We start from the raw sequence: 22079 nt of genomic DNA, 5'->3' as shown, positions 1-22079 counted from the left end.
AGAAAAGGCACGTTCCGTAGGCGGAAGAAATCCCGCAGTAGGAATGTGCTTATTTTTGGATGCTTGTTACTCCGAGCAGCTTAAAAGTTAACAAAAAATGAGGTTAGGAAAAATATCCTAATCTCATTTTTAATTACTCAATTACTTTAAGTCTGAATTGTTTTGCATAATAGCGTCAATCAAACCGTAATCAACGGCCTCTTGAGCTGTGAAGTAATGATCACGTTCAGTATCACGGTTGATATTCTTCAGAGGTTGTCCAGAATTATCTGCCAAAATTTGGTTTAATTCTTTACGAGTCTTCAAAATTTCGGTTGCTGCAATTTCAATTTCAGTTTGTTGTCCTTGAGCACCGCCAGAAGGTTGATGAATCAATACTTCTGAATGAGGTAATGCAAATCGTTTACCCTTTGTACCAGAAGAAGCCAAGACGCTGGCCATCGATGCTGCCATACCCATGACAATAGTTTGTACATCAGATTTGATGAAACGCATAGTGTCATAAATGGCAAGTCCGGCAGTCACAACACCACCTGGAGAGTTGATGTAAAGATAAATATCTTTATCAGAATCCTGAGCATCTAGGAATAAGAGTTGTGCAATGATTGAGTTTGCAACATCATCATCAATTGGGCCGGAAAGCATAATGATACGGTCTTTTAATAAGCGGGAATAAATATCATAAGCGCGTTCGCCACGTGATGATTGTTCAATAACTGTTGGAACCAAGTTCATAACTTAGTAGCCTCCCTTTAAAATTCACATTAATTTTATTAGTTCATCGCTAATATGTTTACAGCTTACCTCTATGGTCAAAAAAGGTCAAACAATTTAACTCATCTGATTAAAGGTTCATAATTTAACAACAAACCTAGTTAAAAAATAGGCCGATTCAAATTAGTTATGGTAATGAAACTTATCACTTATAAATGGTTTTGGTTGACTTATGCCCACAGGTGTTAAATAATTGAATAACTAATGAATACCTTTTCATATGAGATTAGAACTTCAGTTTGAAACTATTGGAAGAGGTACAGGTATTCATTTAAAAATTCAGTATATGATTTAGAAATTTAGTTTTTAGTAAGTTTTAGGGTATAAAAAAATGCGCCATGCGGGAGTCGAACCCGCGTTTCGAGAACCGGAATCTCACGTGCGATCCACTACACTAACGGCGCAAATTACTTATTAATTTTACTTTATTAATATTGAAAACACAAGTTTATTTAAACGAGGTGATTTGTTTGGCGCTTCAACAAGGCCTACATCAAAGGCAAAAACAAGTACAACGTTTAGCAATGACGCAAACGTTGCAACAATCGATTCAAATACTTCAATATAACGTTGAAGAATTACAGAAATTTTTAGATCAAAAAGCACTTGAAAACCCGTTGATTACTGTGGCCACCACTCATGAAGAATTTGTTAGTGGGGCCAGGAAGACCTCATCTGGTCAGTCCGTAGATGAAAACTATATGAATCAAATTCCAGATGATACCCATCAATCACTATTTGAGTACCTATTAGATCAAGTACATTTAACAATGCGGGATACGCCTCTACGTAACTTGGTTTTGTTTCTATTAGAATCAATTGATCACAATGGCTATCTTAAGATGTCTGTTCAAGATGCTATGACTAAAACAGGTGCTAATAAGGTTGAAATTGTTGATGCAATTACACTTATTCAGCAACTGGATCCACCAGGTGTCGGGGCTAAGGATCTGCAAGAGTGTTTATTGTTACAAGCAGAAAATGATGACTGGGCACCGCAAGCAGCAGTGGATATTCTAAAAAATTGTTTTGATGAATTGGCTAATCGAAAATGGCAAAACATTGTAAAAAAACAAAATGTAACGCTTGAAGAAATTCAAACAGTTTTTGATTACGTCCGTACATTGACACCAAAACCAGGAGCACTCTTTAACTCTGAAGGATCTCAGTATATTTTTCCGGATTTAATTGTAAAAAACGAGGCTGGAAAATTAAGTATTTATACATCGAGAGCAGCTAAACCTAAAGTTCATTTTCAAAGACAATATTTTCAAAAAATGTTGCAGCGAAAAGATACAGAGGTTACAGATTATGTAAAAGAAAAGAAACGTGAATTTGATTGGATTTCACGTAGTTTGGAACAACGAGAAAGTACAATTCTCCGTGTAGGCAAAGTTTTACTGAATTATCAACAAGACTTCTTTTTAGAAAAAACTAAAGAATTACGGCCACTTTTACTACAAGACGTGGCCTTAAAACTTGGTTTACATGAGTCCACAATTAGTCGTTCAGTTAATGGAAAGTATCTGCAAACGCGGTTTGGTACTTATGAATTAAAATCATTTTTTAGTAGCGCTGTTGCCAAAACGGACGCTTCTCCTGAAGGATTATCAGTTGACTCAGTAAAAAAACTCTTGCAGAAATTTATTCATGAAGAAGATAAAAGCAAACCTTTATCTGATGCTAAAATTGTAAAAAAATTAGCAGAAAAAGATATTGTGGTATCCAGAAGAACGGTGGCAAAATATCGAGAGAGTTTAAACATAGGATCTTCCAGTGCACGCAAACGCTATGAATAGAGATTTTGCAAGAATTAGCAATAGATAATCTAAGGGTTTGAGTTGCAATACAAGGTGGCTCCTGATATAATTCAATATGTAAGTAAAGGGGTATACAACTGAAGAAGTTCAGGTCTGTATGCCATTTATTTTGAATCTGTTGGGTCGTCAGTTGACACGTATGGACGCTAGACGTCCCAATTGGGAGCAAAGATCATGCAAAATGAGTTGAAATGGCTGGAAGCCATCGCACCAGATATGGTAGATGTGTTTTTAAAGCGTTTTTCGGTTCTACGGACGATCGCTTTAATGGCTCCCATTGGTAGACGAGGATTGGCAGTTCATCTTGATATGAGCGAGCGAGGGTTAAGAACTCACACGGATATGCTTAGGCAACTGGACTTGATTCAATCCTCACCGGCAGGAATGACATTAACTAAGGAAGGCCGTTCAGTTTTGGATGGCTTAGGTGATATGGTTAATGACATGCTTGGCTTACAGCAGTCTGAAAGAGACTTGGCACGATTGCTTAATATCGATCGTTGTTTTATCGTTTCTGGTGATTGCGATGCGCAAGATCGGGTATTTGCTAGTTTGGGAGGAATTCTAAACGATACACTTGCAAAAATCTTGCCAGAGGGTAATAATGTAATAGTGGTTATGGGTGGTAACACCATGGCACAAGTTGCCAAGGAGTTCTCACCAGAATTATCCACCAAACGGCGGCTTACGTTTGTTCCTGGACGTGGCGGTATGGGACAATCATTAGCAATGCAAGCTAATACAGTTTGCTCAATTATGGCACAACGCACGCATGGCGAAAGCCAATCCATGTACGTACCAGAAAAGCTAAGTGAGAAAAGTTATCAACCGTTATTAGAGGAGCCAAGTGTTCAACTAGTTCTTCAACTAATTGAACAAAGCAATGTTGTGATTCACGGCATTGGACGAGCTGATGAAATGGCCGAAAGAAGAGAAGTTGATCCTAACATTCTTCAACTTCTTGAACAAAAAAAAGCGGTCGGAGAAGCATTTGGATGCTTTTATAATCAGCAAGGCGAAATCGTCTACCGAGTACCTCGAATTGGTTTACAATTAGAGCGTATTCAATCTATCGATCATGTTTTTGCGATTGCAGGTGGTCATACAAAGGCCCAAGCAATTCGCTCATACATGAATTTAGCACCTCATCAGACTTATTTAATTACTGACGAAGGTGCCGCAAACTTGATTTTAAAAAAGTAATGTTTGTTTACAAATATCACTTTTTAAAATAAAAAATTATTTTTTGGATTCCTAAAGGAGGAAATCTTAGTATGACTGTAAAGATTGGTATTAATGGTTTTGGACGTATCGGTCGTTTAGCTTTCCGTCGTATTTATGAATTAGGCGCAAAGTCAAATGATATCGAAGTTGTGGCTATCAATGATTTGACAAGTCCAGCAATGTTGGCACACTTATTGAAGTATGACTCAACACATGGTACTTTCCCTGGTGAGGTTAGCGCAACAGAAGACTCCATCATCGTTGATGGCAAGAAATACCGTGTTTACGCAGAACCTAAAGCACAAGATATTCCATGGGTTAAAGCTGACGGTGTTGACTTTGTTCTTGAATGTACAGGTTTCTATACATCAAAGGCAAAATCACAAGCTCATTTGGATGCTGGCGCAAAACGTGTTCTGATTTCTGCTCCTGCTGGTAACGACCTTAAGACTGTTGTTTACAACGTTAATGATGACGTTTTGACTGCAGATGACAAGATTGTTTCTGCTGGTTCATGTACAACAAACTGTTTAGCACCTATGGCTTACTTCTTAAACCAAGAATTTGGTATTGAAGTAGGTACAATGACAACAATCCATGCTTACACAAGTACACAAATGTTACTTGATGGCCCAGTTCGTGGTGGAAACTTACGTGCTGCTCGTGCTGCCGGTGTTAACACAATTCCTCATTCAACTGGTGCTGCAAAGGCTATTGGTCTTGTAATCCCAGAATTGAATGGTAAATTACAAGGACATGCACAACGTGTTGGTGTTGTTGATGGTTCATTGACTGAATTAGTATCTATCTTAGGTAAGAACGTTACAGCTGACGAAGTTAATGCTGCAATTAAGAAACATACTGAAAACAACGAATCATTTGGTTACAACGAAGATGAAATCGTATCTAGTGACGTTATCGGAACTACTTTCGGTTCAATCTTTGACCCAACACAAACTGAAGTTACAACCGCTGGAGACAAACAATTAGTTAAGACTGTTGCTTGGTACGACAACGAATACGGCTTCACTTGCCAAATGGTACGTACTTTATTGAAGTTTGCTACTCTCTAGGATTTAATTAATCTTTAAGTTTGCAGATTTCAAAACCGTCTAACGGTTTAAGGCGGAGGGAGGCAAACTTCCTCCGCCTTTTTTAATTTAAAAATACATGAAATTTCTTAAACAGGAGGAATAAACTTTGGCTAAATTAACAGTTTCAGATTTAGACGTTAAAGACAAAAAAGTTTTAATGCGTGTTGATTTTAACGTCCCTGTAAAAGATGGTGTCATCGGTGATGATAACCGTATCGTGGCTGCATTACCAACCATTAAATATATTATTGAACATGATGGTAAAGCAATCTTATTCTCACATCTTGGCCGTGTTAAGACTGAGGATGACAAGAAAGCCTTAACCATGCGTCCAGTTGCACAACGTTTGTCAGATCTTTTGGGCAAACCTGTAACATTTGTACCAGCAACACGTGGCAAACAATTAGAGGATGCCATTGCTGATATGAAAGACGGCGATGTTTTGTTATTCGAAAACACTCGTTTTGAAGATCTTGATGGTAAGAAAGAAAGCGGCAATAATGCTGAATTGGGTCAATACTGGGCTTCACTTGGCGATGAATTCGTCAATGATGCATTTGGTACAGCTCATCGTGAGCATGCCTCAAACGTTGGTATTGCAACAGCTATGAAAGCTGCTAACAAGCCAGTTGCTGCTGGTTTCTTAATGGAAAAGGAAATCAAGTTCTTAGGTAATGCTGTTGATAATCCAAAGCATCCATTTGTTGCTATTCTGGGTGGTGCTAAGGTTTCTGATAAGATCGGTGTCATTGATCACTTACTTGATAAAGCTGACAAAGTTATTATCGGTGGTGGTATGACATATACTTTCTATGCAGCTAAAGGCCTTAAAATTGGTAACTCACTTGTTGAAAAAGACAAGATTGATTTAGCAAAACAAATTTTAGCTAAAGCTGGCGACAAGATCGTGCTTCCTACTGACAATGTTGTTGCTGAAAAATTTGATAACGATGTGCCAAGCAAAGTTGTTGAGGGAGATATTCCTGATGGCTACATGGCACTTGATATCGGACCCAAATCAATCAAAGCATTTGAAGATGTTTTGAAAGATGCTAAAACTGTTGTTTGGAATGGCCCAATGGGTGTATTCGAAATGAGTAACTATGCTAAAGGAACTCTTGAAGTTGGTAAGTTCTTAGGCACATTATCAGATGCAACTACAATTGTTGGTGGTGGTGATTCAACTGCTGCTGTTAAACAACTTGGCGTTGGCGATAAGTTGACTCATATTTCTACTGGTGGTGGTGCTTCACTTGAGTACCTTGAAGGTAAAACTTTACCAGGAATTGCAGCTATTTCAGACAAATAAGTTAACAGTGAGCTTGAAAAACATTTCAGGCTCTTTGCTGTTACATAACTGAAATCTGTTATTAATGAAAGGAAGTATTATTGTGCGTACACCAATTATTGCTGGAAATTGGAAAATGAATAAGAACCCTAAGGAAACAACTGAGTTTGTAAATGCAGTTAAGGCTGACTTACCTGCAAGTAGCAAAGTTGAATCTGTTATCGGTGCACCTGCTGTTGACTTACAAGCCTTATTAGATGCTGCAAAGGGCTCTGAATTAAAAGTTGCTGCAGAAAACTGTTACTTTGAAGACGAAGGTGCTTTTACTGGTGAAACTTCACCTAAAGTTCTTTCTGAAATGGGTGTTGATTACGTCATTATTGGTCATTCAGAACGTCGTCAATATTTCAAAGAAACTGATGAAGATATTAACAAAAAGGCTAAAGCAATTTTTGCTAACAATATGTTACCAATTATTTGCTGTGGTGAAACTCTTGAACAACGTGAAGCTGGTCAAACCAATGACTGGGTTTCTGGCCAAATCACCAATGCACTTAAAGGCTTATCTGCAGAACAAGTTGCTTCACTTGTAATTGCATATGAACCAATCTGGGCAATTGGAACTGGCAAGACTGCTTCAAGTGATCAAGCTCAAGAAGTTTGTCATGTTCTTCGTGAAACTGTTGCTAAGTTGTATGACCAGACAACAGCGGACAAAGTTCGTATTCAATACGGTGGTAGTGTAAAGCCTGCTAATGTTAAAGAATTAATGGGTAAAGATGACATCGATGGTGGCTTAGTCGGTGGTGCAAGTCTTGTTCCAGAATCATTCTTAGAATTAGTTAAGTTTAACGCTTAATTTTAGAGCAGTTTTGTAATACAATTGATTTGTAACAGAATTTACTAAATTTAGTGAGGAGAAATTACAATATGTCACTTATTACTGATATTTATGCACGTCAGGTTTTAGATTCACGTGGTAACCCAACTGTTGAAGTTGAATTATATACAGAAGATGGCGGCTTTGGCCGTGGAATCGTTCCTTCTGGTGCTTCAACTGGTGAACATGAAGCTGTTGAACTTCGTGATGGCGACAAGAGCAAGTTCATGGGCCAAGGCGTAACCAAAGCTGTTGAAAATGTTAATAAGTTAATTGCTAAGGAAATTGTTGGTTATGAAGTAACTGACCAATTAGCAATTGACCAAGCTATGATTAAGCTTGATGGTACACCAAACAAAGCTAAATTAGGTGCTAATGCAATCCTTGGTGTTTCTTTAGCTGCTGCACGTGCTGCTGCTGATGAACTCCAAATTCCTTTGTACAACTACTTAGGCGGATTCAACGCACATGTTTTACCAACACCAATGTTGAACGTTATCAACGGTGGAAAACATGCTAATAACGATGTTGACTTCCAAGAATTCATGATCATGCCTGTTGGCGCACCAACAATTACAGAAGCAATTCGTTGGTCATCAGAAACATTCCACAACTTAAAGAACTTGTTAAACGAACAAGGATACTCTACAGCTGTTGGTGATGAAGGTGGATTTGCTCCTGACTTGAAGAACAACGAGGAACCATTTGAAATTCTTGTTGAAGCTATCAAGCGTGCTGGCTACAAACCAGGTAAGGATATTGCAATTGCCTTTGATTGTGCTGCATCAGAATTCTACAACACTGAGACAAAGAAATATGACTTAAAGGGTGACGGCAAGTCATATACTGCATCAGAATTTGTTGACTTACTTGATAGTATTGTTGACAAGTACCCAGTTGTTTCTATCGAAGATCCTTTGGATGAAAACGAATGGGAAGATTGGCAAATGGCTACTGAAAAACTTGGTAAGAAAGTTCAGATTGTTGGTGATGACTTGTTCGTTACAAACACTGACTACCTTGCTAAGGGAATTAAGATGGGTGTTGGTAATGCCATCTTAATCAAGTTGAACCAAATTGGTACATTGACAGAAACTGTTAATGCTATCGAAATGGCTAAAGAAGCTGGCTATACAGCAATCGTTTCACATCGTTCTGGTGAAACAGAAGATACTACAATTGCTGACTTAGTTGTTGCTTTGAATGCTGGTCAAATTAAGACTGGTTCAATGAGCCGTACGGAACGTATTGCTAAGTACAACCAATTGATGCGTATTGAAGATCAATTGGGTGAAGTTGCTCAATACAAGGGTATCCATGCATTCTACAACTTAAGTGAACAAGCACGTAATGCAATTACAAATAAGTAATTTCATTTAAAAATGTGTTTTAGAAGGAGCTTTTCGGATTTTTTCGAAGAGCTCTTTTTTTGTGTTTGTTAAAAGTAAAAAAGTGTAGAATAGAAACAAACTCTTCAAAGTAGGTGTTTGATATGTCAGACAATTTAGCGCTTTTTGATTTTGATGACCAGCAGGAAGCTGTATTGATGCCAAGTCATGACGGTCCGTTTCACTTTCACAATAAGGCAATTTTTCCTTTTTTAAATGAAACTGAGATTGTACAATTTGTGCAAGACTATAATGGTAAACAAATTGGAATTTTTGAAACGATTACGAAATCTTTTCCAGTCTATGAATGTGATTTTCAAGATGAATTGGTTACTGTTGCACAGGCGCCACTGGGAGCACCTGCCGCAACTCAATTTTTGGATTTTTTAATTTATTTTGGTGTGAAGCAAATTATAAGTGTTGGTAGTTGCGGTGTGTTAACGGATATCCCAGAAAATGAATTTTTAGTACCAACGATCGCATTGCGTGATGAAGGAACCTCTTTTCATTACGTGCCTAAGAGTGATGTGATTAAATTGAATCAGCAGACGATCGAGAAAATTGAAAAAAGTTTAATTAGTCAACATTTACGCTTTCATGAAGTTAAAACTTGGACAACTGATGGTTTTTTTCGTGAAACTCCTAAATTAATTCAAAAACGAAAGCTACAAGGATGCGAAGTTGTCGAAATGGAATGTGCAGCTTTGGCAGCATGTGCACAATTTCGACACGTTGTTTTTGGGCAAGTTTTCTTTACGGCCGATTCTTTAGCAAACGTTAAAAACTATCATGAACGTGACTGGGGAGCAGCAGCACACGAAAAGGCGTTGATTTTAGCTGCAAACTTAGTGAAATCATTTTAAAATTACAGAAAAATGGAGTTATATCATGACCGAAAAATACATACTGTCAATTGATGAGGGGACAACAAGTACACGAGCAATCATTTTTGATCATCATGGTCAAAAGGTGGTGGATGCACAACGAGAGATTAAACAAATTTTCCAAAATCCAGGGTGGGTGGAGCATGATGCCAATGAAATTTGGGAAGCAGTCTTATCGACGATTGCGGATGCTTTAATTAAATCACGAATTCGACCTTCTCAAATTAGTGGCATTGGCATTACTAATCAACGGGAAACAACGGTTATATGGGATAAAAAAACCGGTTTACCAATTTATAATGCAATTGTATGGCAATCGCGCCAAACAGCAGATATTGCAAATGAATTAATATTGGCTGGCTATCAACAGGAAATTCATCAAAAAACTGGTTTAATTGTGGATGCGTATTTTTCAGCAACCAAGATTAGGTGGATTTTGGATCACGTTCCTAATGCTCAACAACGAGCTGAAAATGGGGAGTTATTGTTTGGCACCATTGATACCTGGCTAGTTTGGAAATTAACTGGTGGGGATGTGCATGTGACAGATTACTCTAATGCTAGTCGAACAATGTTATTTAATATTCATGACTTAAAATGGGATACCGATATTCTAAAGCTGTTAAATATTCCTCGCGCTCTATTACCAACTGTAAAGTCTAATTCAGAGATCTATGGGCAAACTAAAGACTATCATTTCTATGGGAGCAGCGTCCCAATTTCTGGTATGGCCGGTGACCAACAAGCTGCGTTGTTTGGCCAAATGGCGTTTGAACCCGGAATGATAAAAAATACTTATGGAACTGGTGCGTTTGTTGTGATGAATACTGGTAAAAAACCACAGTTATCCGATCATAACTTACTTACTACAATTGCTTATGGAATTAACAATCAGATCTACTATGCCCTTGAAGGAAGTATCTTTGTGGCTGGATCAGCCATTCAATGGTTGCGAGACGGAATGCAATTACTTAAAAATTCTGGTGATTCCGAACAGGCTGCTAATGCATCTACTGATCGCAACGAAATTTATGTTGTACCTGCATTTACTGGCCTAGGAGCACCATATTGGGACTCTGTTACTCGTGGGGCTGTTTTTGGTATTACTAGAGGGACGACTAAAAACGACTTTATAAAAGCGACGTTACAGGCATTGGCATATCAAACGCGAGATGTTGTGGATACAATGAAACATGATGCGGGTATTAAGATTCCAATGCTCAAGGTTGATGGTGGTGCTTCCCGTAATAATTATTTAATGCAGTTTCAAGCAGATATTTTGGGAATCGAAATTGATCGCGCGGCAGACCTTGAAACCACTGCTTTGGGTGCAGCCTTCCTAGCTGGACTAGGGGTTGGTTTTTGGAAGGACATTGAAGATATTAAAAAAGTTTATCAAACTGGACAAGTATTTTTACCGGATATGAATGAAGAAGAGCGTCAGAATCTATATTCAGGTTGGCAAGATGCAGTTAAAGCGGCTCAATTATTTAGACATCAGCCTTATCGAAAGAAGTAGTGTTTACCATATTCTGTTGAGCCCTAGTTTGTCTGTGTTTTTACTGACCTAATATTGAAATGGTTAGCTGTTCTTTAATTTTAGAAAATTACCGAGCGATTTAGTTTCGTGCTAAACTAAATAGTAATGTTCTAAAAATTATAAAATGAGAAGTGAAAAAATATGCAGTGGCAAGCACAACCGACTAAAAAACAAAGTCCTGATCGAACACGTTTAACTTATATTTTACAGGGATGCCTTACAGGTGCCATTGCTGGATTAGTGGTCAGTATTTTTCGTTTAAGTATTGTGAATGGATTGAAATTAATGTTAGTGGTTTATAAGTACCTTTTGATGACTCCTGCATTAATTCCGGTTTGGTTACTGCTAATGCTTCTTGTCGCTATTGTGGTTGGTTACATGGGTCGGCAGTATCCTGAAATAAAAGGATCCGGAATTCCTCAAGTAGAAGGACAATTATCTGGAAACTTGGAGTATGCTTGGTGGCCAGTACTATGGCGAAAATTTGTTGGCGGCATCCTGTCAATTGGTTCTGGATTGTTCTTAGGTCGTGAAGGGCCCTCAATTCAATTAGGCGCAACGGTTGCACAAGGTTATGCACAAGCAACTCATCAAACGGAATTGAAACGGCGAGTTCTTATTGCCAGTGGGGCAGCAGCAGGATTGTCTGCTGCCTTTAATGCGCCCATTGCAAGTACATTATTTGTGCTTGAAGAAGTTTATCACAATTTTTCACCATTAATATGGACAACAGCATTAGCTAGTGCAATTGTTTCAAACTTTGTTTCTACAGTCTTTTTTGGATTGACTCCTGTTTTACATATTGTTTATGCTCGGACTTTGCCACTTACCATGTATCCGCATCTGTTATTACTGGGGATTTTTCTTGGCGGAATGGGATTCTTTTACCAACGAATTTTATTGAAAATGAATGATTGGTACACTTACTTAACAAGGTTACCAAATTGGTTATTTGGCATCGTACCTTTTATTTTGATTATTCCCATTGGCCTTTTCATTCCTCAATTAATGGGTGGTGGAAATAACATCATTTTAGCAATTGCTGCGCATTCACCAACATTGATTGTATTGATTGGTATTTTTGCTTTAAGATTTATATTTTCTATGATTTCATATGGATCTGGTTTACCAGGAGGAATTTTCTTACCGATTCTATCATTGGGTGCCATTTTGGGTGCAATTTATGGGAAAACGATGATTCAGTTAGGATTAATGCCATCAGCTTATTTAGTCAATTTTATTATTATTGCTATGGCTGGATATTTCGCTGGAATCGGAAAGGCTCCTTTTACTGCGATTCTTTTAATTACAGAGATGGTAGGAACGCTTCATCATTTAATGCCGTTAGCGGTGGTTTCAATTACTGCGTATATCGTAGTTGATATATTGGGCGGTGCACCAATTTATGAATCATTACTACATAAAATAGTGCAACCAACGATGCCACATGCAGGTGGAAAATTGGATCGGGTAGAATTCCCACTGTTTGTAGGTTCTTACATGGTTGGTCATCAAGTTCGTGATTTTCAATGGCCACAGAATAGTTTATTAATTGCGATCCGCCGTGGTGAACGCGAAATTATTCCTCATGGTGATACATTGTTAATTGCAGGTGATACTTTGGTAGTCACAACTGGTCATCGTAATCGGGGAAATCTTTTGCATTTATTAGATCGTCTTCCGGTTCAAACAAAGTAGGCTTGAATTATGGAAAATTAGCCATAAGACTGGAAAAAAAGCTAAACTATGATAAAATATAGAGGATATACTACAAGTTTAGGTAGGAGGTCGCTACTTGTATAATTTATTAATGACAATATTATTGATTGTTTCCGTTTTGATTATCATTTCGGTTATGATGCAACCAGCAAAAACTGATAATGCGTTATCATCTCTTACGGGTGGTGCGGATGACCTTTTTGCCCAATCAAAGCCACGTGGATTCGAAGCGTTTATGCAAAAAGTCACGTTAGTTCTCGGAATTGTGTTCTTTGCGGTTGCGATCGCAATGGTCTACGTTTCATCACACTAACGATTAAGCCTCCTGTGTTTTGCAGGAGGCTTTTAATTAAGGTTTAAAACAATATAAAATTTGAGGTAAAGTATGGAAACAAATAAACTACAAGCTTCAGTAAGCAGCTTTTTAAATCAACATCCAAAAGATAGTTTTACTGCTGAAGAAATTTTTCAACAATTAAATTTAGAAGGAGCCAGCGTTTTTAATATTTTGGTAAAAGAGCTGGCAATTATGGAACGTTCAAATCGAGTGCATATTACGGAACAAGGTAAATTTACATTACCAATCCAGTCTAATCAACAATTAGTACATGGTGTTTTTCATGCTAACGATCGTGGTTTTGGATTCGTTGCAGTTGACCCTGAGGTTCCTGATATTTATATCAGTGAAGACCATACAGCATTTGCGCTCAATCAAGATGAAGTTGACGTTCGAATTACACGAGCAGCAAAGCCAGGTGATGACAAAGGGCCAGAAGGAGTCGTAACTAAAGTAACTGATCGTCATTTTACTCAGGCAGTGGGTGTTTTCCAGGCCGCAGCTGATCCTGAAAATGGTGTTATTGGCGAAATTGAATTAAAAGATAAGAAATTAGCATCTTATCATTTTGATGTGTTAGCTTCTGGAATCAAGCCTCAAAACGGTGCGGTGATTACTGCTGAAGTTACGCAGTATCCTAACTTAAAGCATCCTAAATTAATGGCTGGACTGGCAGTCGAAACAATTGGTTTTAAAGATGATCCTGGTGTTGACATTCTTCAGGTGATTTACCAACATGAAGTACCTTATGAATTTCCTGATGATGTTAAAGAAGAAATTAAATCAATTCCTGAGACAGTGACGGACGCTGAAAAAGCTGGCCGTAAAGACTTAACTTCTGAAACGGTGGTCACAATTGATGGGGATGACTCGAAAGATTTTGATGATGCAGTTGGCGTGTATAAGATGGCAAACGGACATTATCATTTGAGTGTTAATATTGCTGATGTCAGTCACTATGTTAAAGAAGGTTCACCATTAGATCACGAAGCTTATCGCCGAAGTACCAGTGTTTACTTGACGGATCGTGTTGTACCAATGTTACCTAGAAAGTTATCCAATGGAATTTGTTCATTGAATCCCAACGTAGAACGGTTAACGATGACTTGTGAAATGGAAATGGATGAAGAGGGTAAAGTTGTTCAACATAAGATTTATCCAAGTGTAATCAAATCTGATGCACGAATGACGTATTCTGATGTCAATAAGATTCTTGAAGCTCATGATGAAAATACACGGGCGCGTTACGCTGATTTAGTACCAATGTTTGAAACAATGGCTGAATTGCACAAGATTTTGTTGAAACGTCGTAAGCGACGTGGTGCTATCGAGTTTGATGATAACGAAGCAGAAATCATTGTTGACGAAACTGGTCACCCAATTGATATTAAGGTACGTGTACGAGGAACTTCAGAACGAATGATTGAATCCTTTATGTTGGCAGCCAATGAAACGGTTGCGCAACACTATTCTGAACTAAAAGTGCCTTTCTTATACCGTGTGCATGAAACACCCGATAGTGAACGTATGTTGAGTTTCTTTGAATTCTTAACCAACTTTGGTTATTCTGTGAAGGGTAGTTCTAAAAATATTAAACCTAAGATGTTGCAGAGTGTTTTGAAACAGGTTGCCGGTAGTAAAGAAGAAACAATGATTTCGGTGATGATGTTACGAAGTATGAAACAGGCAAAATATTCGGAAGATTCTCTTGGTCATTTTGGGTTGGCTGCTCAGTATTATACACATTTCACCTCACCAATTCGTCGTTATCCAGATATGTTTGTTCATCGATTGATTCGTCATTACGCACAAGATGGCATTGGTGAAGAATCCAAGGCGCAATATGTGGATCGAATTCCAGAAGTTGCTGAACATACTTCCAAATTAGAACGACGCGGAATTGACACTGAACGTGATGTAGATGGTATGAAGAAAGCCGAGTATATGGGCGACCATATCGGTGAAGAATTCAAAGCGGTTGTTAGTTCTGTTATGAAATTTGGATTATTTGTGGAATTGGACAATACGGTTGAAGGACTTGTTCATATTAGTCAGATGAAAGATGACTATTATGAATATGTGGAAAATCAATTGGCTTTGGTTGGTCGCAATACGCACCGTACTTATCAAATTGGTCAGGAACTTGAAGTTAAACTAATTCGAGTGGACAAAGATCAAAGCGAAGTTGATTTTGCGTTGTTGCATCCAGAAAAAACACCAACAAGTGAAATTCAGTTACCACCACGTCAATTTAGAAACAGTGGAAATTTCAAATCAGGTAATCGACAGGGAAGTCGTAATAAAAATTTCCATAAAAAATCAACCAGTACTTATCGAAATAATTCTGCTAAGAAATTTCATTCAACTAATTCTCACAAGGCTACGTCAACTTCAAAAACTTACGATCGTAAAAAGTAGGAGTGATGTAAATGGCAAAGGCTAAAAAGAAAACTCAAAATTCGGCCTTAGCGCAAAACAAAAAAGCACGCCACGATTATTTAATTTCGCAAACGTATGAGGCCGGGATGGTGTTAACTGGAACTGAAATTAAATCAGTTCGAGCTAGCCGAATTAATCTTAAAGATGGTTATGTTCAAATTCGTAATGGTGAGGCAATTTTAATGAATATTCACATTAGTGAGTATACAGAAGGAAATCAGTTTAACCATGATCCTTTGCGTAATCGTAAACTGCTTTTACACAAAAAGCAGATTGCCGAATTGGCTGAACAAACTCAGAATAAGGGAATTACAATTGTTCCTTTAAAAGTTTATATTAAACATGGATTTGCGAAAGTTTTAATTGGAGTTGCAAAAGGTAAGCACGAGTACGACAAACGAGAAACAATTAAACGTCGTGATCAGGAGCGTGAAATTGCAAAGGCAGTTAAACGTTATCGATAAAAATAGTTTAGGTAGCTTAAAATGAAAACAGAATTTTGAGTTTATAATTCAAAATGAAGCAAAAAAGCAATTGAGAAAATTAACTTTTCCCAGTTGCTTTTTTTAATGACAATTATTTTTCTGCTTTTTCACGTTGAATGCGAGCGATAGTTGGCATGATTAAACCTAAAGCAAGAAGAATTGCGGGTGTGACGATATTCATCACTAACTCTTGCCAGTAAGTAAAGGAGCTTGGTGGGACATCCTGTGGCAAAATACCAAAGGTTGCAGCTATAAAGGTAATCATAAAACACCACAGAGCTACCAGATAGGCGACACGGTCGTTTTTGATGAATACGTAGTCAGAGTGAAACTTCTGTGAATTTTTCCGTACCTGCATAAAGGCAAAAAAGATCCAACAAGTGACATAAGGCGAAACGATTCCGTTTAAATTCAATAGCCAGTTAAAAATTTCATTCATATCGGGTAAAAATACACCCATTAGAAGAATTGCCGCGGAAAGGCCAGAAGTTAGCAGATAGCCATTAATCGGTCGTCCGTTTCGATTTAGTTTTAATAGTTGACGCGGCATAAAACGTTTACCAGTATCGAGGATCAACATGCGGGTCATGGCATCTAGTAAAAGTGCCAATAGTGCAAACATATAGAGTAACTGAGCTATAGAGAATAGAAACATCATGGAGTGTCCCAGACCAATGTGACGACCAACAAAATCAAATGCATAATAACTGCCGTTCATTTTCAAATCAGCTGGTAAATGATGATCATTGAAGAAAACACCAAGTGAAAATGAACCGAAAATTGTAAGGAAACCGGCCATCACAGTTAACATAATGATTGATTTAGGAAAATCACGTTTGGGATGACGCATTCTCGTTACATACGGAGCGACCAGCTCTGAACCACTAGTTGCATAAATTAACAGTCCTAAAGTTGAGAAGAAATGTAAATCAATTTTTGGTGTAAAGTTGGATACATGCAATGGTGCAGAAGCGATGTGTGCACCATGCATCAAATTGACTACGGTCAAGATAACGAAAAGGATGGTCATAATAAACATGGCACCACCACCCAACGCGTTTAAAAGCTGAAGCGAATTTTTTATATGATTTTGTAGAAAAATAAAAATGATAAAAACTAAGAAGGTCAACAATGCAAACATAGCGTTTGACATATGTTGTTCCATGGAATTATTACCATTGATTAACCAACCAAAGGCGACAACAACTGAATTAGCCGTATCAACGACATAAGGTATTGACGCGGCCCAGTAAGTCCAAGCAGTGAGGTAGCCTAGGGTGTCACCACTCGTAGCACGCACCCATGAACTCAATCCGCCGCCAGATTGACTGAACGTTGAACCTAATTGACCGACCATTAAGCCATAGGGAATTACGTATAAGGCAAATAAAAAGATCCATGTTGTGATGACACCCAAGCCCTGGTTCTTAAAATTATAAATAATATCGTCAAAGCCAATGACATTGACGAAGGCCATGAGTCCTAAGACTGGCCAGCTAATGTATTTTGTTTTTTTCATATTCCAAATCCCATCTCAAAAATCATTTAATTTTAGCATAGATTAAATCCAAAATGCTACAAAAACTTGAAGCAAAAATTAATTTTTTGCCCCAAGTTTTTTAAGGTGGTTCGGATTCGATTTTTTAATAGTTAAACTTGTTTTTTTAAGTGATAGTAATGATGACCAGCAACGACTTGAACACGTTCGTTTTTAAAGCCGACGCGTTGATAAAGTTTGGCGGCCTGTGGATTCTCAAAGTCAACTAGAAGTCCAATCTCGTGTGTATGCGCCTGTTCACCGATAGTTGGTAAGTAATTAAGTAATTGCGTACCAATACCTTGACCTCGGTGTGCTTCGGAAACACAAAGTGAGTTTAGATACCATTCGTCTTTGTCGGCTTCTGCGTCTGAAAAGATTACGGTTGTTTTGGGAATTGATAACTCAGAATAGTAACGTTTAAATACATCAAATAGTGCCTGTTCATTTTGACCAATGTAACCAAACATAACACCTAAAACCTCATCTTGATCCTTGGCAACAATTAAGTTAGCAAGTTGACCCTGATATTCTGGAGAAGCAAAAGTCTTTTCGAAGAGCTGTGTAAGTTGTGTATTCGATAATTCATGAAGAGCAGGTAGTTCCATTTCTTCAAGAATAACTTTTATTAATTTAACAATTTGTGGAACATCTTTAAGTTGTGCTGCTTGAATTTGCAAAGCAAACCTCCGTTTATTCAGTAAGTTTATTTTTATCTTTTTTGTGTTTATGCATGTTATTAAAACTAGTTTCTCCGTTTGAAAGCTGCCAGCCAGGCAGAGCAGCTCCTTTTTTGATATCAGACTTGGATCCTTTGCGAGTCCAATGATCAAGAATGGCAGCTAAACAAATACAAACGGGTTCTGTAGCCTTAGAAGTAATCAACAGTTCATTATAGCCAGCCCCGTATAAAATGACAGGTGTGACTGTCATAATGCGTTTACGGCCACTATAGACATGATGTAAACCGGTTCGTAAGCTTCCAGTAATAAACCATTTTAATTTATTTACATACATGAATTCGTGAAAAACACCAAAAGTCTTAGAAATCGAACCAATTTTTTTACCATTAAAGAACAGATCAAATTTAGGGAAAATGCCCACTGAAGTTTGTTTGATTTCAGCTAAGAGATGTCCCTGAATATCATAAACAGATAGAGCATCGTGGCGAATTCCCCATTTACCAACCAATAAATAGCACGAATTATTATGGTCATCGCGAACAACGGTAGCTCCCTTATTGGTTGCATCCTGGTTCCGTACATAAAGCTTGCGCATATGTGTTTACCCCCATAACAAAGCCGTTATTGACGGTTGGTTTTGAGTTGTTCCAAAATGGCTTTTCCAACTCCGTTTTCGTTGTTAGAAACGGTTAGATGATTGGCTAACTGTTTGATTTCTGGAATTGCATTTCCCATGGCATAACTTGTGTCCGCAATTTTTAGCATGGACGCATCATTTAAATTATCACCAATTGCCATAACCTGTGACATGGGGATGTTTAGTTCATCGGCATAATGTTGTAAAGCAATTCCTTTTTGTGCACGAATATTATTAATTTCAATATTAGTTCGTGAAGATGACGTTATGGCAACTTCAACTTTTTGGTTAATTTTTTCAGAAACGGGTTTCAATTTTTTAGGACCATCATTTGAAAAGGCAATAATCTTTAGAATTCTTACATTGTGATCATCAATTAGTTCTTGATAACTATCAACGTATGAAATATCCATTAACTCCACTCGTGCTGATGCAAGTGACACAGCCAGTTTGAAAGGCGTATCTGGATTAAGATTACTTAACAGTTGAGCAAGATTTTGAATATGCATAGTACGACTATTAGAAACTACGCCATCACCTGTCACGACTTCATAGTAGAGGTCAGCCAAATTTAGTTCACGCATAATTTGAGTAACTGCAGCGCGATGAAGGGGTACCATATCTAAAGCTTTACCGTCAACATCATAAACAGCAGCACCATTTAAGGTAATCATGGGTGCTTGAATGCCAAACTGTTCAATTAAAGGTTTAGCCTCAGAGCGTTGACGTCCGGTTGCGACAATGAAATGGACGCCTTCACTTTGTGCTTGTTTGATGGCAGCAGCGTTTTCGCTTGATACTTCCATTTTTTCATTCAGTAACGTTCCATCCATATCAGAAGCAATTATTGAAATCATATTTTCACGTCCTCACTAGGTTTTATATCTTCAGTTTAACATGAACCCCTGTTTTTTTTTAGTCAAAACTCATTGGATTTAATGTTATTAAAACAATTATGGCTATGCTAAAATATGGAGGTGAGGTGTAAAAATGAAAACGTTTATTCATAATGATTGGCAAGAGGTTTTAGGACCCGAATTTGAGAAGGCCTATTATAAAGATTTACATGATTTTTTAAAAACAGAATATCGTACGCAACTGATTCATCCAGACATGTTTCATATTTTTGAAGCATTTGAATGGACACCATTTAGTCAGGTTAAAGTTGTGATTTTAGGACAAGATCCTTATCATGAACCTCATCAGGCGCACGGATTGAGTTTTTCAGTTTTGCCTGGCGTACGAATTCCACCTTCCTTACAAAATATTTATAAAGAATTGCAAGATGATCTAGGAATTAAACCAGTTTCTCATGGCTATTTAGAAAAGTGGGCCAAACAAGGAGTGCTGATGTTAAATACAGTTTTGACTGTCCGAAATGGTCAAGCCTTCTCACACAAAGGCAAAGGTTGGGAACAACTGACAGATGTTGCCATTCAAAGACTTTCAGAACGGGAAACGCCTGTGGTTTTCATTCTGTGGGGAAAAGCAGCTCAGGCAAAAATTTCACTAATTGACACTAAACGGAATATTATTATTAAGTCTGCTCATCCAAGCCCATTTTCTGCATATCATGGTTTTTTTGGTTCGCATCCATTTTCAAAAACGAATGCAGCCTTGACAGCTTTAGGAGAAAAACCAATTGATTGGCAATTACCAGAACATGTGGAACTTTCGGACGATGCAAAACATAATTATCAACAAACGAGGTAGCTCATGTTTACAATCAAAACAAATGATGCACAGCAAACTGAAAAAATTGGGATGCAATTAGCTCCTATGCTCAATCCCAATGATGTGCTTTTATTAGATGGCGATCTAGGTGCCGGTAAAACTACTTTTACCAAAGGTTTGGCTAAAGGTTTAGGAATTAAACGGTATGTAAAGAGTCCAACTTTTACAATTATTCACGAATACCATGAAGGACGAATGCCACTTTTTCATATGGATGTCTATCGCCTGGAAGATGGTGGTGGTGATGATCTTGGATGGGATGAGTACTTCTTTGGTGGCGGTGTTTCTGTCATTGAATGGTCCCAATTTATTCGTGATTATTTGCCAGATACTTTTCTAAAAGTAAAGATTGCTCGTAATGAAAAGGATGACAATCAACGCATTCTAACTTTTGAACCACAAGGCAAGCGTTATGAAGAGTTGGTTGATCAGTTAAAAGAGGTTATTCAATGAGCGAAGAGGTTACGATTACAGAAGCCACTCGTGAAGATGCCAGTGCAGTTTTGACACTTTTAAAACAATTGGATGAGGAAACGGAAACCTTTACCGTGGAAGATGATTTGACAAAATTAACTGTGGACATTGAAGCATGTCAACTTGAACTGATTCAGCAAAGCCACGAAAACTTGGTGTTATTGGCAAAATATCAAAATCAAGCAATTGGGCTGGCAACGGTGATGAAAGATGAAACTCATAAATTAGGAGAAGTTGGCGTGGCGGTTTTGAAATCTTTCTGGAATCAAGGACTTGGAACAGCATTGGTTGAAGAGACGATCACTTGGGGAAAAAGCTTTAGCTGGTTACCTGGATTAATGCTAACTGTTCAGAAACGAAATCAGGGTGCCAGACATATTTATAAAAAACTAGGATTTGAAGAAATTCAATCCAATAAAAAAGGATTCCAAGATAAAAATGGAATCTTTTATGCCACGGTAGATATGCAATTGCAATTTAGTTAATCATGCGAACAAATGGTTTTAATTGTTCGGCACCAAAATTATTAGCTTCGTATAATAGAATATTTGCACAAGCCAAGCTATCATCGAGGGCATTATGGTGATGATTAAGTTCAATACCTAGATGATTACAAACGGTGTCTAATTTATGATTTTCAAATTCCGGGAAAAATTTACGACTAGAACGAACGGTATCTAGAGTTAAATAGTGTGTTCGTTGAAGGTCATAATGTTCAAGACAACTCTTTAAAACGCCATTATCAAAAGGTGCATTGTGTGCCACGATCAATTGGTTGGTTTGAAAAAGAGGATTAATGACTTGCCAGATCTGCGGAAAAGTTGGTGCATCTGCAACGTCTGCTTCATGAATACCATGTATCTGGACATTGCGCCAGTTAAATTCAGTATCTGGTTTGATGAGTGAATAAAATTCATCAGCAACCTGATTATTGCGCACAATTGTCAGAGCTAAAGAGCAAGCACTATATCGTTTGGCGGAGGCTGTTTCAAAATCCATTGCAACAAAATTCATAACAAAAATCCTTTCAAAATTAGTCAGTTGAGGTTATTTGAGAAAATTGAGCTAAGTAATTAATCTTAGTAAAAAATTTCTAGTGGTTTTATTATAATCTGAAGCAATTGATAAAGATAGTATTAACT

21 protein-coding genes and 1 tRNA gene are annotated in these 22079 nt (G+C 37.7%); 15 read left to right on the top strand and 7 right to left on the bottom strand.

Features of this window, described 5'->3' with window-relative positions; all coding sequences use genetic code 11:
* Positions 1-141: 141 nt before the first annotated feature.
* Positions 142-735 (bottom strand): ATP-dependent Clp endopeptidase proteolytic subunit ClpP, encoded by a 594-nt coding sequence (clpP, locus tag IV87_RS06770; protein WP_057806718.1) that lies wholly within the window; start codon positions 733-735, stop codon positions 142-144.
* A 371-nt stretch (positions 736-1106) separates the two neighbouring features.
* Positions 1107-1178, bottom strand: a tRNA-Arg gene (locus IV87_RS06765).
* 66 nt (positions 1179-1244) lie between these two features.
* Between IV87_RS06765 and rpoN the strand changes: the two genes are divergently transcribed.
* The 12 genes from rpoN (at position 1245) to smpB (ending at position 15851) form a co-directional block, all read left to right on the top strand.
* On the top strand, positions 1245-2573 hold the full coding sequence (gene rpoN, locus IV87_RS06760; protein ID WP_057806755.1) for an RNA polymerase factor sigma-54: 1329 nt from the start codon (positions 1245-1247) through the stop codon (positions 2571-2573).
* 195 nt (positions 2574-2768) lie between these two features.
* Positions 2769-3797, top strand: a complete 1029-nt coding sequence (locus tag IV87_RS06755; RefSeq protein ID WP_057806717.1) for a sugar-binding transcriptional regulator — start codon at positions 2769-2771, stop codon at positions 3795-3797.
* A 71-nt stretch (positions 3798-3868) separates the two neighbouring features.
* On the top strand, positions 3869-4891 hold the full coding sequence (gene gap, locus IV87_RS06750; RefSeq protein ID WP_057806716.1) for a type I glyceraldehyde-3-phosphate dehydrogenase: 1023 nt from the start codon (positions 3869-3871) through the stop codon (positions 4889-4891).
* Between the two features lie 127 nt (positions 4892-5018).
* Positions 5019-6221, top strand: coding sequence for a phosphoglycerate kinase (locus IV87_RS06745; protein WP_057806715.1), 1203 nt, complete (start codon positions 5019-5021; stop codon positions 6219-6221).
* Positions 6222-6303: 82 nt separating this feature from the next.
* Complete coding sequence (tpiA, locus tag IV87_RS06740) at positions 6304-7059, top strand: triose-phosphate isomerase (protein ID WP_057806714.1); 756 nt, start codon at positions 6304-6306, stop codon at positions 7057-7059.
* A 71-nt stretch (positions 7060-7130) separates the two neighbouring features.
* Positions 7131-8450, top strand: a complete 1320-nt coding sequence (eno, locus tag IV87_RS06735) for a phosphopyruvate hydratase (protein WP_057784285.1) — start codon at positions 7131-7133, stop codon at positions 8448-8450.
* Positions 8451-8572: 122 nt separating this feature from the next.
* Positions 8573-9331 (top strand): nucleoside phosphorylase, encoded by a 759-nt coding sequence (locus IV87_RS06730; RefSeq protein ID WP_057806713.1) that lies wholly within the window; start codon positions 8573-8575, stop codon positions 9329-9331.
* Between the two features lie 25 nt (positions 9332-9356).
* The gene (glpK, locus tag IV87_RS06725; protein ID WP_057806712.1) at positions 9357-10871 is read left to right on the top strand and encodes a glycerol kinase GlpK; all 1515 of its coding nucleotides are present in this window, start codon (positions 9357-9359) and stop codon (positions 10869-10871) included.
* Between the two features lie 162 nt (positions 10872-11033).
* Positions 11034-12590 carry a ClC family H(+)/Cl(-) exchange transporter gene (locus IV87_RS06720; RefSeq protein ID WP_057806711.1) on the top strand — a complete coding sequence of 519 codons (1557 nt, stop codon included), beginning with the start codon at positions 11034-11036 and terminating at the stop codon, positions 12588-12590.
* Positions 12591-12687: 97 nt separating this feature from the next.
* The gene (gene secG, locus IV87_RS06715; RefSeq protein WP_057806710.1) at positions 12688-12924 is read left to right on the top strand and encodes a preprotein translocase subunit SecG; all 237 of its coding nucleotides are present in this window, start codon (positions 12688-12690) and stop codon (positions 12922-12924) included.
* Between the two features lie 72 nt (positions 12925-12996).
* Positions 12997-15366, top strand: a complete 2370-nt coding sequence (gene rnr / locus IV87_RS06710) for a ribonuclease R (protein WP_057806709.1) — start codon at positions 12997-12999, stop codon at positions 15364-15366.
* An 11-nt stretch (positions 15367-15377) separates the two neighbouring features.
* On the top strand, positions 15378-15851 hold the full coding sequence (gene smpB / locus IV87_RS06705) for an SsrA-binding protein SmpB (protein WP_057806708.1): 474 nt from the start codon (positions 15378-15380) through the stop codon (positions 15849-15851).
* 112 nt (positions 15852-15963) lie between these two features.
* Here smpB and IV87_RS06700 read toward each other — a convergent pair whose 3' ends face one another.
* The 4 genes from IV87_RS06700 to IV87_RS06685 all read right to left on the bottom strand — a co-directional run bounded on the left by IV87_RS06700 (position 15964) and on the right by IV87_RS06685 (position 19586).
* Positions 15964-17391, bottom strand: a complete 1428-nt coding sequence (locus tag IV87_RS06700; protein ID WP_057806707.1) for an APC family permease — start codon at positions 17389-17391, stop codon at positions 15964-15966.
* A 131-nt stretch (positions 17392-17522) separates the two neighbouring features.
* The gene (locus tag IV87_RS06695) at positions 17523-18089 is read right to left on the bottom strand and encodes a GNAT family N-acetyltransferase (RefSeq protein ID WP_057806706.1); all 567 of its coding nucleotides are present in this window, start codon (positions 18087-18089) and stop codon (positions 17523-17525) included.
* Between the two features lie 13 nt (positions 18090-18102).
* On the bottom strand, positions 18103-18687 hold the full coding sequence (locus tag IV87_RS06690; RefSeq protein ID WP_057806705.1) for an LURP-one-related/scramblase family protein: 585 nt from the start codon (positions 18685-18687) through the stop codon (positions 18103-18105).
* Positions 18688-18713: 26 nt separating this feature from the next.
* Entirely contained in the window at positions 18714-19586 is an 873-nt protein-coding gene (locus IV87_RS06685) for a Cof-type HAD-IIB family hydrolase (RefSeq protein ID WP_057806704.1), read from the bottom strand.
* 133 nt (positions 19587-19719) lie between these two features.
* Here IV87_RS06685 and IV87_RS06680 point away from each other — a divergent pair, with 133 nt between their 5' ends.
* The 3 genes from IV87_RS06680 to IV87_RS06670 are packed head-to-tail and all read left to right on the top strand — an operon-like array spanning position 19720 to position 21422.
* Positions 19720-20442 (top strand): uracil-DNA glycosylase, encoded by a 723-nt coding sequence (locus tag IV87_RS06680; RefSeq protein WP_057806703.1) that lies wholly within the window; start codon positions 19720-19722, stop codon positions 20440-20442.
* Between the two features lie 3 nt (positions 20443-20445).
* Entirely contained in the window at positions 20446-20916 is a 471-nt protein-coding gene (tsaE, locus tag IV87_RS06675; protein WP_057806702.1) for a tRNA (adenosine(37)-N6)-threonylcarbamoyltransferase complex ATPase subunit type 1 TsaE, read from the top strand.
* The gene (locus IV87_RS06670; RefSeq protein WP_057806701.1) at positions 20913-21422 is read left to right on the top strand and encodes a GNAT family N-acetyltransferase; all 510 of its coding nucleotides are present in this window, start codon (positions 20913-20915) and stop codon (positions 21420-21422) included. The genes tsaE and IV87_RS06670 overlap by 4 nt, the downstream gene beginning before the upstream one ends.
* On the opposite strand, the gene IV87_RS06665 is transcribed toward IV87_RS06670, so the two are convergent.
* On the bottom strand, positions 21415-21951 hold the full coding sequence (locus IV87_RS06665; protein ID WP_057806700.1) for a 3'-5' exonuclease: 537 nt from the start codon (positions 21949-21951) through the stop codon (positions 21415-21417). The two genes, IV87_RS06670 and IV87_RS06665, sit on opposite strands and share 8 nt — an antisense overlap.
* Between the last annotated feature and the right edge of the window lie 128 nt (positions 21952-22079).

The organism is Pediococcus ethanolidurans, assembly GCF_001437405.1.
GTDB classification, from domain to species: domain Bacteria; phylum Bacillota; class Bacilli; order Lactobacillales; family Lactobacillaceae; genus Pediococcus; species Pediococcus ethanolidurans.
Note: the sequence above shows the minus strand (reverse complement) of the source record. Positions and strands in the feature narration are given on the sequence as shown.